The organism is Burkholderia sp. BCC1988, assembly GCF_905339895.1.
Taxonomy (GTDB): domain Bacteria; phylum Pseudomonadota; class Gammaproteobacteria; order Burkholderiales; family Burkholderiaceae; genus Burkholderia.
Window position 1 is genome coordinate 1 of record NZ_CAJPHA010000093.1, and the last position, 299, is coordinate 299.

The following is a 299-nucleotide window of genomic DNA, read 5'->3' on the forward strand; positions in this document are numbered from 1 at the left end:
CCCCGAGCTCGTCGGCGCACTCGCCGATGGCCTGCGTGCGGCAGGCGTCGACGTCGTCGACGTCGGCATGGTGCCCACGCCGGTCGGCTATTTCGCGGCGAGCGTGCCGCTCGCGCTGAAGGACGGCGAGCGCCGCGTCGATTCGTGCATCGTCGTCACCGGCAGCCACAACCCGCCCGACTACAACGGCTTCAAGATGGTGCTGCGCGGCGCGGCGATCTACGGCGAGCAGATCCAGGCGCTGTACCGCCGCATCGTCGACGCGCGCTTCGAAACGGGCAGCGGCGCGTTCGAGCAGT

General features: G+C 70.6%; 1 pseudogene. It reads left to right on the forward strand.

Going from position 1 to position 299, the window contains the following annotated elements:
- Positions 1-299 (forward strand): annotated as a pseudogene (locus U4012_RS35705) (phosphomannomutase/phosphoglucomutase); the annotation flags it as partial.